Annotated in this window: 9 protein-coding genes; 5 read left to right on the forward strand and 4 right to left on the reverse strand. The window is 68.8% G+C overall.

From position 1 onward, the window contains the following. The first annotated feature begins 5 nt into the window (after window positions 1-5). Window positions 6-677: a response regulator transcription factor gene (locus tag ACFZBP_RS31445; RefSeq protein ID WP_062722719.1), complete on the forward strand. Its 672-nt coding sequence runs from the start codon at window positions 6-8 to the stop codon at window positions 675-677. A 96-nt stretch (window positions 678-773) separates the two neighbouring features. Here ACFZBP_RS31445 and ACFZBP_RS31450 read toward each other — a convergent pair whose 3' ends face one another. From ACFZBP_RS31450 to metH, 4 genes are all read right to left on the reverse strand, one after another. Further along, window positions 774-2,354: an ABC transporter substrate-binding protein gene (locus ACFZBP_RS31450; RefSeq protein ID WP_383450039.1), complete on the reverse strand. Its 1,581-nt coding sequence runs from the start codon at window positions 2,352-2,354 to the stop codon at window positions 774-776. Between the two features lie 99 nt (window positions 2,355-2,453). Continuing rightward, entirely contained in the window at window positions 2,454-4,058 is a 1,605-nt protein-coding gene (locus ACFZBP_RS31455) for an ABC transporter substrate-binding protein (RefSeq protein ID WP_391417950.1), read from the reverse strand. A gap of 426 nt (window positions 4,059-4,484) precedes the next feature. Next, a complete protein-coding gene (locus tag ACFZBP_RS31460; RefSeq protein ID WP_383450037.1) occupies window positions 4,485-5,180 on the reverse strand; it encodes an HAD family hydrolase in 696 nt (231 codons plus the stop codon). 148 nt (window positions 5,181-5,328) lie between these two features. After that, window positions 5,329-8,847: a methionine synthase gene (gene metH / locus ACFZBP_RS31465; protein WP_391417952.1), complete on the reverse strand. Its 3,519-nt coding sequence runs from the start codon at window positions 8,845-8,847 to the stop codon at window positions 5,329-5,331. 293 nt (window positions 8,848-9,140) lie between these two features. Between metH and ACFZBP_RS31470 the strand changes: the two genes are divergently transcribed. The 4 genes from ACFZBP_RS31470 to ACFZBP_RS31485 all read left to right on the forward strand — a co-directional run bounded on the left by ACFZBP_RS31470 (window position 9,141) and on the right by ACFZBP_RS31485 (window position 14,335). Further along, window positions 9,141-9,905 (forward strand): IclR family transcriptional regulator, encoded by a 765-nt coding sequence (locus ACFZBP_RS31470; protein ID WP_062722797.1) that lies wholly within the window; start codon window positions 9,141-9,143, stop codon window positions 9,903-9,905. A 332-nt stretch (window positions 9,906-10,237) separates the two neighbouring features. Beyond that, complete coding sequence (locus ACFZBP_RS31475) at window positions 10,238-11,032, forward strand: MIP/aquaporin family protein (protein WP_383450035.1); 795 nt, start codon at window positions 10,238-10,240, stop codon at window positions 11,030-11,032. Between the two features lie 97 nt (window positions 11,033-11,129). Then, on the forward strand, window positions 11,130-12,671 hold the full coding sequence (gene glpK, locus ACFZBP_RS31480) for a glycerol kinase GlpK (protein WP_383450034.1): 1,542 nt from the start codon (window positions 11,130-11,132) through the stop codon (window positions 12,669-12,671). Window positions 12,672-12,718: 47 nt separating this feature from the next. Continuing rightward, window positions 12,719-14,335, forward strand: a complete 1,617-nt coding sequence (locus tag ACFZBP_RS31485) for an FAD-dependent oxidoreductase (protein ID WP_383450033.1) — start codon at window positions 12,719-12,721, stop codon at window positions 14,333-14,335. Window positions 14,336-14,532: the final 197 nt, after the last annotated feature.

Genomic DNA, 14,532 nt, shown 5'->3' on the forward strand with positions numbered 1-14,532 from the left:
CTTACGTGGCCATCCGCGTCCTACTGGTCGACGACCAGCCGCTGCTGCGTACCGGCTTCCGGATGATTCTGGAGGCGGAGCAGGACATCGCGGTCGTGGGCGAGGCCGGCGACGGCCTTCAGGCTCTCGACCAGGTGCGGGCTCTGCAGCCCGACGTGGTTCTGATGGACATCCGTATGCCTCGGATGGACGGGGTCGAGGCGACCCGGCAGATCACCGGGCCCGGGCGGGACGGCCCGGCGAAGGTGCTGGTGCTGACGACGTTCGATCTCGACGAGTACGTGGTGGAGGCGTTGAAGGCGGGGGCCAGCGGGTTTCTGCTGAAGGACGCCCCGGCCAATGAGCTGGTGCAGGCGATCCGTGTGGTCGCGGCCGGGGAGGCGATGCTCGCGCCGAGCATCACGCGTCGGCTGCTGGACAAGTACGCGACGCATCTGCCGTCGGGTGACGAGCCGGTTCCGGACACGCTGCACACGCTCACCGATCGTGAGGTGGAGGTGCTGAAGCTGGTGGCGCGGGGGCTGTCGAACGCGGAGATCGCCGCGGACCTGTTCGTCAGCGAGACCACGGTGAAGACCCATGTGGGGCATGTGCTGACGAAGCTGGGGTTGCGGGACCGGGTGCAGGCCGCGGTGTACGCGTACGAGAGCGGGCTGGTGCGTCCCGGCGCCCAGTAGAGCCTGTCCTTGACGTAGAGCCTGTCCTTGACGCACGCGGAGGGCGCTCCTGGTGAGAAGGGGCGCCCTCTTTCGTGCGTGGGCGGGGTGCGGCCGTCAGCCCTTGCTGAGCTCCCAGAAGCGGAAGACCGTGGAGGCGTCGAGGCAGTACTCCAGGCCGTAGACGTTGTCGCGGACGACGGCGTACTGCTTGGCCTGCCAGACGGGCAGGACGGGGAGTTCCCTGGCGACGATGTCCTGGAGCTGGTTGAACTCGTCGTCGGTGGCGGAGCGGTCGCTCTCGGCGGAGGTGCGCGGGATGAGCGAGCCGGTGATGGCGTTGTTGCTGTAGTTGTTGCTCAGGACGTTGCCCTTGCCGAAGAAGGGTGAGGTGAAGTTGTCGGCGTCCGGGTAGTCCGGGATCCAGCCCTTCACGTACACGCCGTACTTGCCGGCGGAGATGTCCTTCTCGTACTGGTCGAAGGCGACGGACTGCACGTCGGCGTCGAACAGGCCGCTGTCGTTGAGCTGCTGGGCGATGGCCTTCAACTCCTGGTCGGTGGCCGGGCCGTAGCGCGACGGCGTGGACCAGAGGGTCAGCTTGACCTTGCCGGTGATGCCGTCGTCCTGGAGGGCTGCGGCGGCCTTGGCCTTGGAGGGGCGGGCGCCGTAGGTGTCGAAGAAGGCCGTGTTGTGGCCGCCGATACCGGCCGGGATGATCGAGTACAGCGGGCTGGCGGTGCCCTCGTAGACGTCCTTGATGAGGGCGTCGCGGTCGATCAGGTAGGCGATGGCCTTGCGGACGCCGAGCTTTCCGGCGACGGGGTCGTCCATGTTGAAGACGAGGTGCTGGATTTCGGCGCTGCTGCCCTCGACGACCTCGACGCCGTTGTCGCCGCCGGACTTCTCGATGTCGGCGATGTCGCCCGCGGTGAGGCCGCGGTAGGCGATGTCGACCTCGTTGGCGCTCAGGGCCTTCTTCAGGGCGTCCTGGTCGCCGTGGAAGAACTTCAGGGTGACGCCGGAGTTCTGGACCTTGGCGGTGCCCTTGTAGTTCTCGTTGACGGAGAAGACGGCTTCGTCGTCGTCGAACGAGTCCAGCTTGTACGGGCCGGAGCCGACGGCCTCGTTGTCCTCGCGCAGGCCGCCCGCGTCGTACTGCTGCTGGTCGACGATGGAGCCGGCGCCGGAGGCTATCTTGCTCGGGAAGGTGGCGTCCGGGGTGTTGAGCCGGAAGACGACCGTCCTGTCGTCCGGGGTCTCCACCTTGTCGAGCGTGGGGAACATGACCGCGGGACCGTCGGGGTCGTTGATCTTCAGCATGCGGTCGAAGGAGAACTTGACGTCCTCGGAGGTGAGGGCGTCACCGTTGCTGAACTTGAGGCCGTCTCTGAGGGTGCACTTGTAGACCTTGGTCTGCGTGTCGGAGAACGTGCACTGCTCGGCGGCCTCGGGCTGGGGTTCGGTGGCGCCCTTGGGGAAGCTGAGCAGCGACTGGAAGACGTTGTTGAACAGCAGCCAGGAGCCGGGGTCGTAGCCGGAGGCGGGGTCGGTGGCCAGGACGTCGTCGGACATCCCCATGACCACCGAGGTGCTGGTCCCCCCGGCATCGCCCGTTTCCGTTCCGCAGCCGGTCAGCAGGCCGGAGGCCAGCCCTGCCACGACGGGCAGGACCGGCCACTGGTTGCGCATGTTCACGTACGAGTGCCTTGTCGTCGGTTGTGTGGAACCCGGGCCGAAGTCCTGGATCCCGGGCCGGCCCGGCGCCTTGGTCGTGGCGTCGGGCGCGGGGAGACGTCAGCCGCTCACGCCGCGGCCGAGCTCCCACAGCTGGAGGGTCGAGGAGGAGTTGAGCGCGTAGGCGGTGCCCGTGACGTCGTCTCCGGCCGCGACGTACTGCTTGCCCTGCCACAGCGGCAGCACGGGTACGTCGTTGGCCACGATGTCCTGGATGTCCGTCAGGCTGCCGGAGGCGGACAGCCGGTCGGCGACACGGCGGGACTCCGGGATGAGGTTGTTGCGGATCGCGCTGTTGGCGTAGGGCGAGCCGAGGAAGTTGTCCTTGTCGAGGAAGGGCGCGAGGAAGTTGTCGGCGTCGGGGAAGTCGGGGAACCAGCCCATGCCGTAGACCTCGTACTCGCCCTTCTGCTCGGCGGGGCGGAACGTCGCCCAGGGCGTGCCTTCGATGTCGACGTCGAACAGTCCGCTGTCGTTGAGCTGCTTCTGCAGCAGCTCGAACTCCTTCTTGGTGGCCGAGCCGTAGTGGTCGGTGGTGTAGTGCAGGGTCAGCTTCACCGGGGTGGTGATGCCGGCCTTCTCCAGCAGGGCCTTGGCCTTGGTGGCGCTCGGGTCGCCGTACTTGTTGAAGAACGAGTTGGAGTGGCCGGTGACGCTGGCGGGGACCAGGGAGTACAGCGGTTCGGCCTGGGAGCCGTAGACCTTGGAGACGAGTTCGCCGCGGTCGATGATCTGGGCCATCGCCTGGCGGACGGCCTTGCTGCGCACGCTCGGGTCGTTGGTGTTGAAGGCCAGGTAGCGGATTTCCAGGCCGGACAGGTCGACGAGGTCGACGCTGTCGTCGGAGTCGGCCGACAGCTTCTGGATCTGTTCGGGCGACATGGTGCGGGTCATCAGGTCGATGTCGCCGTTGTCGAGGGCGGTGCCCATGGCGTCGGCGTCGGCGAAGTTGCGTAGTTCGACCTTGTCGTTGTTCACCGTCAGGCTCCCCTTGTAGTCGGGGTTCTTGGTGAACACGGCGGAGACCAGTTCGTCGTTCTTGACCTCGGCCTGGAGGGTGTACGGGCCGGAGCCGTCGACCTCGAAGCCGTCGCGCAGCTTGTCCTTGGCGTAGATGTCCGGGTCGACGATGCCGGCGACGGGAGTGGACAGCTTGAACGGGAAGGTGGCGTCTGCGGTCTTGAGGTGGAAGATGACGTCGCGTTCGCCCTGGGTCTCGACGGTGTCGATGGTGGACAGCAGGGCGAAGACGCCGCTGTCGGCCTTGAGGGAGCGGGCGCGGTCGATGGAGTACTTCACGTCGTCCGCGGTGACGGGGTCGCCGTTCGCGAACTTGAGGCCCTGGCGCAGTTTGCAGGCGTAGCGTTCGTTGCCGCTGTCGGTGAAGCCGCAGCTCTGGGCGGCCTCGGGGACCGGGTTGCCGTCGCCGCGCGGCTGGACCATCAGGGTCTGCACGGTCTGGCGCAGGATGTTCCAGGTGCCGACGTCGTAGGCGTAGGCCGGGTCGAGGGGTGCGGGAGCGTCCTTCGAGGCAGTGAACGCGTCCGTGGTGCCGACGACGATCGCGTCGCCGCTGTCGCTGCCGCTGTCGGTTGCGCCGCAGGCGGCGAGAACCGGCGCGAGCAGACCGATGACGGCCGGCAGCACCAAAGTCTTGCGGTTCATGCTCGGGTTTCTCCAGCTGTCGACTCCGTGTACCCGGCATGCAGGGGTGTCGCGGCGGATCACGGGGGTAAGGGCGATGTTCTCGCGACGAGATTAGTCCGCGCCCGCAGGACGGTTCGCCGCCACCGGAGTTGAGAGCCCATCACGCTGTGGAACCGGTCGCGGACGCACCGGAAACCTGATGGTGGAAGGATTCGTGCACTGCTCCATCAATCGGGACACAAGGGTGCGGCGGAAGCCTTCGCTCAAGGGTCGCCAGCGCGGAGTCGGGCGTCTGTCGACCCTCTTGGGAGTGGTGAACCTCACAAACTGAACGGTCTTGGTGGCACCGGAATTCGGCCATCGTCCGGGATTCGAATTCCTTTGCGGAATTTCCCGGGTTATCGGCGTTGCACTCTGGGTGAAGGCCGGTCCTATTTCCGTTGTTCAGGCGGCCATCAGGCCGCGCAGAAATGCCAGATCGACCTGTTCCAGGGAGGTCACCACGGTGCGTCGGGCGGCCGGGGCGATGGGTGCGACGGACGGCACGGCCACCACCTGGCAGCCCGCGGCCTCGGCGGCGGCGACGCCGGTCGCGGTGTCCTCGACGACCGCGCACCTGGTGGGGTCGGCTCCGAGTCCGGCCGCGGCGAACAGGTACGGGTCCGGGTGCGGCTTGGTGCGCGTCACCTCGTCGCCGGCGACGGTCAGCGCGAAGTACTGCGGACCGAGCGAGGTGAGGACGCGGTCGATGATGCGCCGGTGCGAGGCGGAGACCAGGGCGGTGGGGATCTCGTGCCGGGCCAGCTCGGCCAGCAGCCGGGCGGCCCCGGGCATCAGGGGCAGGGCGCGGTCGATGCGGTCCTCGAAGCCTTCGTTGAGCAGGACGGTGAGTTCGGCGAGGGTGATGTCGGCGCCGGTGGCCTCGATGAGGAATCCGGCGCTGCGGGTCATCGGGCCGCCGACCACGACATGGCGCCAGGTGTCGTCGAGGGTGTGGCCGAGGCCGGCGAAGACCTCGACCTCGACGTCCCACCAGAAGCCCTCGGTGTCCACCAGGGTTCCGTCCATGTCGAGGAGGACGGCCTGCAGGGCCGAGCCGTCGGCCGTACGGGTTACTGGCGCGGGGACCGTGCTGGTCATCCACGTACCTCCTTGAAGGGACGATCAGGCCGGTTCCCACGGAGGGAACCGGCCTGCGGTGGACCGTCCAGTGTACGACGGGTCGCGTTGAATCGCCTGGTTCAACGGGTGTGCCTCGGGGCACACGGGTGACACGCCGTGGGTGGGGTCAGCGTGCGTTGAAGTACTTCGCCTCCGGGTGGTGGATGACGATGGCGTCCGTGGACTGCTCGGGGTGCAGCTGGAACTCCTCGGAGAGGTGGACGCCGATGCGCTCGGGCTGGAGCAGGTCGGCGATCTTGGACCGGTCCTCCAGGTTGGGGCAGGCGCCGTAGCCGAGGGAGAAGCGGGCGCCGCGGTACTTCAGCGCGAACATGTCCTCGATGTCGGAGGGGTCCTCACCGGCGAAGCCCAGCTCGGAGCGCACGCGCGCGTGCCAGTACTCGGCGAGCGCCTCGGCCAGCTGCACGGACAGGCCGTGCAGTTCGAGGTAGTCGCGGTAGGCGTTCGCCTCGAACATCCGCGCGGTCTCCTCGCCGATCCGTGAGCCCACGGTGACGACCTGGAGGCCCACGACGTCGGTCTCGCCGGACTCCTGCGGGCGGAAGAAGTCCGCGAGGCACAGTCGGCGGCCGCGGCGCTGGCGCGGGAAGGTGAAGCGGGTGCGTTCGTTGCCGTGCTCGTCGAGGAGGATCAGGTCGTCGTCCTTGGAGACGCACGGGAAGTAGCCGTAGACCACGGCGGCTTCGAGGAGGTTGTCCGTCTGGAGCCTGTCGAGCAGTCCGCGCAGCCGCGGGCGGCCCTCGGTCTCGACGAGTTCCTGGTACGACGGCCCGTCGCCGGTGCGGGCTTCCTTCAGGCCCCACTGGCCCTTGAAGAGGGCGCCCTCGTCGAGCCAGGAGGCGTACTCCTTGAGCTGGATGCCCTTGATGACGCGGGTGCCCCAGAACGGCGGCTCGGGCAGCGGGTTGTCGGTGGCGACGTCGGAGCGGACATGCCCTTCCTCGGGGCGCTCGTCCGGTACGGCGGTGGCGGTGGTGCTCCTGACCCGGCGCTGCTTGAGGTCGGGCAGCTTCGCGCCGGGCACTCCGCGCTTGACGCCGATGAGGGCGTCCATCAGGCGCAGGCCCTCGAAGGCGTCCCGGGCGTAGCGGACTTCGCCCTCGTAGATCTCGTGCAGGTCCTGCTCGACGTAGGCGCGGGTGAGGGCGGCGCCGCCGAGGATGACGGGGTAGTTCGCCGAGAGGCCGCGCTGGTTGAGCTCCTCCAGGTTCTCCTTCATGATCACCGTGGACTTCACCAGCAGGCCGGACATGCCGATGACGTCGGCGCGGTGCTCCTCGGCGGCCTCCAGGATCGCGGAGACGGGCTGCTTGATGCCCAGGTTGACCACGTTGTAGCCGTTGTTGGACAGGATGATGTCGACGAGGTTCTTGCCGATGTCGTGGACGTCGCCGCGGACGGTGGCCAGCACGATGGTGCCCTTGCCGTCGGCGTCGGACTTCTCCATGTGCGGTTCGAGGTAGGCGACGGCGGCCTTCATGACCTCGGCGGACTGCAGGACGAACGGCAGCTGCATCTGGCCGGAGCCGAACAGTTCACCGACGACCTTCATGCCGTCCAGCAGGGTGTTGTTGACGATGTCGAGGGCGGGCGTGTCCTGGAGGGCCTGGTCGAGGTCGGTCTCCAGGCCGTTGCGCTCGCCATCGATGATGCGGCGCTTGAGGCGCTCCTCCAGCGGCAGGGCGGCGAGTTCCTCGGCCTTGCCGGCCTTGAGGGACTTGGCGGTGGCGCCCTCGAAGAGCTGCATCAGCTTCTGCAGGGGGTCGTAGCCCTCGGCACGGCGGTCGTGGATCAGGTCGAGGGCCGTCTGGACCTCTTCCTCGCTGAAGCGGGCGATGGGGAGGATCTTGGAGGCGTGGACGATGGCCGAGTCCAGGCCCGCCTTGACGCACTCGTCGAGGAAGACGGAGTTCAGCAGGATGCGGGCGGCCGGGTTGAGGCCGAACGAGATGTTGGACAGACCCAGGGTGGTCTGGACGTCCGGGTGGCGGCGCTTGAGCTCGCGGATCGCCTCGATGGTGGCGATGCCGTCCTTCCGGGACTCCTCCTGGCCGGTGCAGATGGTGAAGGTCAGGGTGTCGATGAGGATGTCGGACTCGAGGATGCCCCAGTTGGTGGTCAGGTCCTCGATCAGCCGTTCGGCGATCTCGACCTTCTTCTCGGGGGTGCGGGCCTGGCCCTCCTCGTCGATGGTCAGCGCGATCAGGGCGGCGCCGTGCTCGCGGGCGAGCTTGGTGACCTTCGCGAAGCGGGATTCGGGGCCGTCGCCGTCCTCGTAGTTGACGGAGTTGATGACCGCGCGTCCACCGAGCTTCTCCAGGCCCGCCTGGATGACGTCGACCTCGGTCGAGTCCAGCACGATCGGCAGGGTGGAGGCGGTGGCGAAGCGGCCGGCGAGCTCCTCCATGTCGGCGACGCCGTCGCGACCGACGTAGTCGACGCACAGGTCGAGCATGTGGGCGCCCTCGCGGATCTGGTCGCGGGCCATCTCCACACAGTCGTCCCAGCGGCCGTCCAGCATGGCCTCGCGGAACTTCTTGGAGCCGTTGGCGTTGGTGCGCTCACCGATGGCGAGGTAGGAGGTGTCCTGGCGGAACGGGACGGTCTGGTACAGGGAGGCGGCGCCGGGCTCGGGCTGCGGGTCGCGCTCGACCGGCGTGGCTTCCCGGACGCGCTCCACGAGCTGCCTCAGGTGCTCGGGGGTGGTGCCGCAGCAGCCGCCGATGAGGTTCAGGCCGTAGTCCCGTACGAAGGTCTCCTGGGCGTCGGCCAGGCCCTCGGGGTCGAGCGGGAAATGGGCGCCGTCCTTGGTGAGGATCGGCAGGCCGGCGTTCGGCATGCACAGCAGGGGGGTGCGGGAGTGCCGGGCCAGGTAGCGCAGGTGCTCGCTCATCTCGGCGGGGCCGGTCGAGCAGTTCAGGCCGATCATGTCGATGCCGAGGGGTTCCAGCGCGGTGAGCGCGGCGCCGATCTCGGAGCCGAGGAGCATGGTGCCGGTGGTCTCGAAGGCCATCGAGACCAGCAGCGGAACCTCGGTGCCGGTGGCCTCCATGGCGCGCCGGGCGCCCAGGACGGACGACTTCGTCTGCAGGAGGTCCTGGGTGGTCTCCACGATCAGGGCGTCCGCGCCGCCGGCGAGCAGGCCCTCGGCGTTCGCCTGGAAGCCGTCGCGCAGCGTGCCGTAGCCGATGTGGCCGAGGGTCGGCAGTTTCGTACCGGGGCCGATGGAGCCGAGCACCCAGCGGCGGCGGCCGTCGCGGGCGGCGAACGCGTCGGCGGTCTCGCGGGCGATACGGGCGCCCGCCTCGGACAGCTCGTGGACGCGGTGGGCGATGTCGTACTCGGCCATGGCCGAGTGGTTGGCGCCGAAGGTGTTGGTCTCGACGCAGTCCACGCCCGCCTCGAAGTAGGCCTCGTGGACGGAGCGGACGATGTCGGGCCGGGTGAGGTTGAGGATCTCGTTGCAGCCCTCGAGGTTCTCGAAGTCGTCGAGGGTGGGCTCCTGGGCCTGCAACATGGTGCCCATCGCTCCGTCGGCTACCACCACACGGGTGGCGAGCGCCTCGCGGAGTTCGGACACACGGGTCCGGCTGTCGGCGGAAGGGGTCGGTGGCAACGAGGCCATGAAAAGGCTCCCTGGAATGCGACGGCTGTCGGCTTTGCACCCTTGCGTGACTTTCCACGGCGGGCGCACCACGCCAGCGTAACCGGGACCGCGACGGAAGGGTCGGGCCGTCCACGGGGCGGACGCGGACGACGTCGGGGGCGCGCGCCGGATACGTGTGACGCAAGAGAAGCAGCCGGATGGCGACGGACCATTAGCGGGAGGTCGGCATCGACCGGTAGTGTTCGACATTGCCGAACGGCGGCAGCGACGTCGCGATGTCGACGGTCGAAGGGGACGGAGGCAGTACGGCGATGGCACGGAACATCCAGTCGCTCGAACGGGCGGCCGCGATGCTGCGGCTCCTCGCAGGCGGCGAGCGACGCCTCGGCCTGTCGGACATCGCCTCCTCGCTGGGCCTCGCCAAGGGCACCGCCCACGGGATCCTGCGCACCCTCCAGCAGGAGGGCTTCGTGGAGCAGGACGACGCCTCCGGGCGCTACCAGCTGGGCGCCGAGCTGCTGCGCCTGGGCACGACCTATCTGGACGTGCACGAGCTGCGGGCACGCGCGCTGGTGTGGACGGACGACCTGGCGCGTTCCAGCGGGGAGAGCGTCTACCTGGGCGTCCTGCACCAGCAGGGCGTCCTGATCGTCCACCACGTCTTCCGTCCGGACGACAGCAGGCAGGTGCTGGAGATCGGCGCCATGCAGCCGCTGCACTCCACGGCGCTGGGCAAGGTCCTGTCGGCCTACGACCCGGTCGCGCACAGCGAGGCGATCGAGGCCGACCGCAAGGCCTTCACCGACCGGACCGTGTGCGAGCTGGACGGCTTCGAGCATCTCCTCGACATGACACGCGCGCGTGGGTACGCCGCGGACGTGGAGGAGACCTGGGAGGGCGTCGCCTCGCTGGCCGCCCCCATCCACGACCGGCGTCGCATGCCCGTCGGCGCCGTCGGCATCACCGGCGCCGTCGAGCGGCTGTGCCGGGACGGCGAGCTGCGTCCGGAGCTGATCGCGGCTGTGCGGGACTGTGCCCGCGCGGTGTCGCGGGATCTGGGCGCCGGCCGGTTCTGAGGCCTCGCAGGGGGCCGTCACGGGACGGGAGTGACCGCCGGGACGCCGTAGGGCACCCCGGCTTTCGCCGCGCCCCGGCCCGACTGTCCCCATGTCGATAAATCAACACAACCGACAACGATCGCGCATTCAACGACAGAGCTCTTGACGCACGCACGACGCCGGGACAAGACTCCCGTCCATCGGTCGGCATTGTCGAACACCTACCGGCAATACGCGCTAGAGTGTGACAACGCCAAGGGCCGGCATCGCTCTCACCCCCGAGGGCAACGCGAACCACCGGAGGGACCCGGGGTTCGGCTTCCCCTGGACGAAGGACAAAGGAGTCGCGGGTGTCCAGCTCCGACATCTTCATCGGCGAGACCATCGGTACCGCCATACTCATCCTGCTCGGCGGGGGCGTCTGCGCCGCCGTCACGCTGAAGGCCTCCAAGGCCCGCAACGCCGGCTGGCTCGCCATCACCTTCGGGTGGGGCTTCGCAGTACTCACGGCGGTCTACACCTCGGCGCCGCTGTCCGGCGCCCATCTGAACCCGGCCGTGACGGTCGCTCTCGCGATCAAGGACAACGACTGGAGCAACGTCCCGACGTACTTCGCCGGACAGCTCCTCGGCGCCATGATCGGTGCCACCCTGGTCTGGGTCGCCTACTACGGCCAGTTCCACGCCCACCTCACCGACAAGGAGATCGTCGGTGGTCCGGGCGCGCAGGCCACGGCGGCCAAGGCCGTCGAGGCCCAGGAGAAGGGCGCCGGCCCGGTCCTGGGCGTCTTCTCCACCGGTCCCGAGATCCGGAACGCGGTGCAGAACCTCGCCACGGAGATCATCGGCACCGTCGTGCTGGTCCTCGCCGTTCTCACGCAGGGCCTGAACGACGCCGGCAACGGCCTCGGCACCCTGGGCGCCCTGATCACCGCACTCGTGGTCGTCTCCATCGGTCTGTCGCTCGGCGGCCCGACCGGTTACGCGATCAACCCGGCCCGTGACCTCGGTCCGCGTATCGTCCACGCCCTTCTGCCGCTGCCCAACAAGGGCGGTTCCGACTGGGGCTACGCCTGGATCCCGGTGGTCGGTCCGCTGATCGGCGGCGCCATCGCGGCAGGCATCTACAACGTCGCATTCGCCTAGGAGAAGCGAGCTTCACCCGTCCGGGTGAGGAGTACCGAAACTCTCAGCGCGCGCCGTACGTAAAGCCCCATAACCACGGAACTTCCAGGAGCTAACAGTGACCGACGCCCACACCGCCGGCCCCTTCATCGCCGCGATCGACCAGGGCACCACCTCGTCCCGCTGCATCGTCTTCGACCGCGACGGCCGCATCGTCTCCGTCGACCAGAAGGAGCACGAGCAGATCTTCCCGAAGCCGGGCTGGGTCGAGCACAACGCGACCGAGATCTGGACCAACGTCCAGGAGGTCGTCGCCGGCGCCGTCGCCAAGGCCGGCATCACCCGCGACGACATCAAGGCCATCGGCATCACCAACCAGCGCGAGACCACCGTGCTGTGGGACAAGAACACCGGTGAGCCGGTCCACAACGCCATCGTCTGGCAGGACACCCGCACCGACGCGCTCTGCAAGGAGCTCGGGCGCAATGTCGGACAGGACCGCTTCCGCCGGGAGACCGGTCTGCCGCTCGCCTCCTACTTCGCCGGTCCCAAGGCCCGCTGGCTGCTGGACAACGTCGAAGGCCTCAAGGAGCGCGCCGAGGCCGGCGACATCCTCTTCGGCACCATGGACACGTGGGTCATCTGGAACCTGACCGGCGGTGTCAACGGCGGCAAGCACGTCACCGACGTCACCAACGCCTCCCGCACCATGCTGATGAACCTGCACACCATGGCGTGGGACGACAAGATCGCCGAGTCGATCGGCGTGCCGCTGCAGATCCTGCCGGAGATCCGCTCCTCCGCCGAGGTCTACGGCGAGATCACCGGCGGCAAGCTGGGCGACCTGCTCGGCGGCATCCCGGTCGCCTCCGCGCTCGGCGACCAGCAGGCGGCCCTGTTCGGCCAGACCTGTTTCTCCGAGGGCGAGGTCAAGTCGACGTACGGCACCGGCACCTTCATGGTGATGAACACCGGTGACAAGATCATCAACTCGTACGCGGGCCTGCTGACCACCGTCGGCTACAAGATCGGTGACCAGTCGACGGTCTACGCCCTGGAGGGCTCGATCGCGGTCACCGGCTCGCTGGTGCAGTGGATGCGCGACCAGATGGGCCTGATCTCCACCGCCGCCGAGATCGAGACGCTCGCGCTCTCGGTCGAGGACAACGGCGGCGCCTACTTCGTGCCGGCCTTCTCCGGCCTGTTCGCCCCGCACTGGCGTTCCGACGCCCGCGGTGTGATCGCCGGACTGACCCGGTACGTCACCAAGGCGCACCTCGCGCGTGCCGTCCTGGAGGCCACCGCCTGGCAGACCCGGGAGATCGCCGACGCCATGGTCAAGGACTCCGGCGACGAGCTGGTGGCCCTCAAGGTCGACGGCGGCATGACCTCCAACAACCTGCTGATGCAGACCCTCTCGGACTTCCTGGACGCCCCCGTGGTGCGCCCGATGGTCGCCGAGACCACCTGCCTCGGCGCCGCCTACGCCGCCGGTCTCGCCGTCGGCTTCTGGTCCAGCACGGACGAACTGCGTGCCAACTGGCGCCGGGCCGCCGAGTGGACCCCCCGCATGGACGCGGAGACCCGCGACCGTGAGTACAAGAACTGGCTCAAGGCCGTCGAGCGGACCATGGGCTGGATCGAGGACGACGAGAGCTGAACGGCCCTCGCCAGCTCTCGAACTCTGATGAGGAGTAAGAACCCGAAATGACCAGTCAGACCACCCTGCAGTCCGTGCCTGCCCTCGGTATGCGCCCGGCCTCCGGCTCCAACCCGAGCCGCGCCGAGACCCGGGAGCAGCTCGCCAAGGCGTCGTACGACCTTCTCGTGATCGGCGGCGGCATCCTGGGCATCTCCACCGCCTGGCACGCCGCGCAGTCCGGCCTCAGGGTGGCTCTGGTCGACGCCGGTGACTTCGCCGGCGCCACCTCCTCCGCCTCCTCCAAGCTGCTCCACGGCGGTCTGCGCTACCTGCAGACCGGCGCGGTGAAGCTGGTGGCGGAGAACCACTTCGAGCGCCGTGCGGTCTCCCGCCAGGTGGCCCCCCACCTGGCGAACCCGCTCACGTTCTACCTCCCCGTGTACAAGGGCGGGCCGCACGGCGCCGCGAAGCTCGGGGCGGGCGTCTTCGCCTACTCCGCGCTCTCCGCGTTCGGTGACGGAGTGGGGCACCTGCTGAGCCCGGCCAAGGCCGCGCAGGACGTGCCCGAGCTGCGTACCGAGAACCTCAAGGCCGTGGCCGTGTACGGCGACGACCAGATGAACGACGCGCGGATGGCGCTGATGACGGTCCGCGGGGCCGTCGAGGCGGGCGCGGTCGTGCTCAACCACGCCGAGGTCACCGGCCTGCGCTTCACCAAGGGCCGGGTGACCGGGGCGGATCTCAGGGACCGGCTGTCCGGTGACGAGTTCGGGGTGAACGCCCGTCTCGTGCTGAACGCGACCGGTCCGTGGGTCGACCACCTGCGCAAGATGGAGGACCCGAATGCCGCGCCGTCGATCCGGCTGTCGAAGGGCGCGCATCTGGTCCTGAAGCGGACGTCGCCGTGGAAGGCGGCGCTCGCGACCCCGATCGACAAGTACCGCATCACGTTCGCCCTGCCCTGGGAGGACATGCTGCTGCTGGGCACCACGGACGAGGAGTTCGAGGGCGACCCGGCGGACGTCGCGGTCACCGAGAAGGACACGGCCCAGATACTCGACGAGGCCGCGTTCTCCATCCGGGACCAGCAGCTGGACCGCGATCTCATCACCTATGCCTTCGCGGGTCTGCGGGTGCTGCCGGGCGGTCCCGGTGACACCGCGAAGGCCAAGCGCGAGACGGTCGTGACCGAGGGCAAGGGCGGCATGCTGTCCGTCGCGGGCGGCAAGTGGACGACCTTCCGGCACATCGGCCGCACCATCATGCAGAAGCTGGAGGCGCTGCCGGGCCACCCGCTGGGCGACGACTTCGAGCCGATCGCCTCGCTGCCGAAGAAGCTGCCGCTGCCCGGCATCGCCAACCCGCGCGCGGTCGCCCACCGGCTGCTGACCGACCGCCCGGCGCCGGGCCCGCGGATGGCGGCCGACACCGCGAAGCACCTGGCCACGCACTACGGTTCGCTGGCGTTCGACATCGCCCGTATCGCCAACGAGAACCCGGAGCTGGGCGAGCGCGTCCACCCGGACGCCCCGGAGATCTGGGCCCAGGTGGTCTACGCCCGGGACAACGAGTGGGCCGAGACGCAGGACGACGTGCTGCGCCGCCGGACGACGCTGACGATCCGGGGGCTCGCCACGGACGACGTGCGGGCGAAGGTGCAGGACCTGCTCGACAAGAAGTGAGCCTCGCGGCGCCGAGGGAGGTTTTCGCCGGATGAGCCTCCCCCGGCGTCAGGTCCGGCCACTCCCCTGACCAGGCCGGACCGCACGAGGGCGGCCCGCCCCGCGTTCTTCCGCACCGGGGCAGGCCACCACCGGAAGGGGCGGCTCCACGCCGACGGAGCCGCCCCTTTCGTTTGCCGGTGTGTGACTTTCGTCTG

The sequence above is a fragment of the Streptomyces sp. NPDC008086 genome, from assembly GCF_042957325.1.
Taxonomy (GTDB): domain Bacteria; phylum Actinomycetota; class Actinomycetes; order Streptomycetales; family Streptomycetaceae; genus Streptomyces.